The sequence below is a fragment of the Pradoshia sp. genome (assembly GCF_051873915.1).
In the GTDB taxonomy this organism is placed as follows: Bacteria; Bacillota; Bacilli; order Bacillales; family Pradoshiaceae; genus Pradoshia.
The window spans coordinates 1-1,736 of the sequence record NZ_JBJEFJ010000111.1 but is presented as its reverse complement, the minus strand read 5'-3'; the positions used below and the strand labels follow the sequence as shown (position 1 = coordinate 1,736).

The 1,736-nt window shown below is 48.9% G+C and carries 1 protein-coding gene; it reads right to left on the bottom strand.

Annotation, left to right across the window (positions count from 1 at the left end; translation table 11 throughout):
- A partial coding sequence (locus ACI35L_RS09995; RefSeq protein WP_439802815.1) for a hypothetical protein occupies positions 1–1,736 on the bottom strand: 1,736 nt, incomplete at both ends.

Sequence of the window (1,736 nt, the reverse complement as noted above, 5' to 3'; positions counted from 1 at the left end):
ATATCTTTCGATTTCGCTGCCAATGAGCTATTCAATTCTTTACTTCCCTCAAACAATCTTAAAGAACCGGCTGCAAGTAATCCTGAGCCATCAACGGCTGTCTTCCAGCCTTCATTCACTTGTGCGTTTCCTGCAGCAACTTCCTTGGCTCCTGCTGCAAGTGTTTCGATATCTCCGGATTTAGACGCTAAGGTGCTGTTTAGCAGCCTGCTGCCCAGCACAAGCTCCTCTGCTCCGCTTGCTATTTGTCCTGATCCATCAACGGCTGTCTTCCAGCCTTCATTGACAGAAGCATTTCCTGCCGCGACCTCTGCTGCTCCATTTGCTAATGTTTCAATTTCTCCAGATTTAGATGCTAGAGTACCGTTTAGCAGTTTGCTTCCTGATACAAGTTCTCCAGCGCCGCTGGCTAATTGACCAGATCCATTAACAGCTGCAGACCAGCCTTCATTTACTTGCTCGTTACCTGCAGCTACTTGCTTTGCCCCATTCGCCAATTCACTTGTTCCTGCGACAGCTGTTTTCCAGCCCTCATTCACAGAAGCATTCCCTGCAGCCACAGTGGTCAGTCCACCATTCAATGCTGCAGCACCTGTTGTCAACGCATCCCAGCTTGTATTCACTGTCGCCGTCCCAGCTTGTATTTCCGCTGCTCCTCCTGCCACTTGCTTAGCGCCATCGACAAGCTTCTGTTGACCTGGTATTAACTCACTACTAAATGAATCAGCCAATTGATTGACACCAGGGCTTAATTTAGTTGAAATGCTTTGTGATAAAGTGGATGCACCGCCTTGTAATTGACCAACACTTGAATCAACTGCAGCAGCTCCGCCTTGAACTCCCCTTGCTTTTGCCAGTACCGTTTGGAATTTAGGGTCTTTTGCCATATCAGGATAAAGAGCCGCTAATTCTTCCAGTCCTGCCACAACACCCGTAGAACCTGTTTTCAGTCCTGGGGTTTGAGCCGCAAGACCATTCAGCCCATCTGAAACTGCTTTACTTCCATTGATTAATTCAGGCATACTTCCGGCAAGCTGATCAGCTCCGTCTTTTGCTTTATTTAGACCAGCAAGCATATCAGAAGTGCCCCTGCTAAGCTCCTGAGCCCCTGCATTCACCGCTTGCCCGCCGTCTGCCAATCTTTGAATCTTATCCTTGTTGCCAGTTAATTGACCATACATATCTTCTGACCCTTTTTTCAAATCAGCCGTTCCTTTGGCAAGTGCTTCAATATCACCTGCCTTAGAACTCAAAGAGTTATAAAGCGTCTCTGAACCGCTTGCTACATTTTTCGCTCCGCCTGCGAGGGTCGCAATATCATTTGATTTTGCTCTCAGGGAATCATTTAATTCCTTTGTTCCTGCAGCCAATCGGCCAGCTCCATCGGCCACCTGACCGGAACCGTCAACTGCTGTTTTCCAGCCGGCATTCACCTGTGCTGTTCCTCCTGCCACTTGCTTGGCTCCATCGGCAAGCTTGGCAATATCACCTGATTTCGCACTTAAAGATTGGTTAAGCGTCAGGCTTCCAAAAGCCAATCGGCCTGCACCGTCTACTAGCTGACCGGAGCCGTCAACTGCTGTTTTCCAGCCGGCATTCACCTGTGCTGTTCCTCCTGCCACTTGCTTGGCTCCATCGGCAAGCTTGGCAATATCACCTGATTTCGCGCTTAAAGATTGATTAAGCGTTCTGCTTCCGGCGACAATTTCACCAGCTCCAGCAGCCAATTGGCCAGA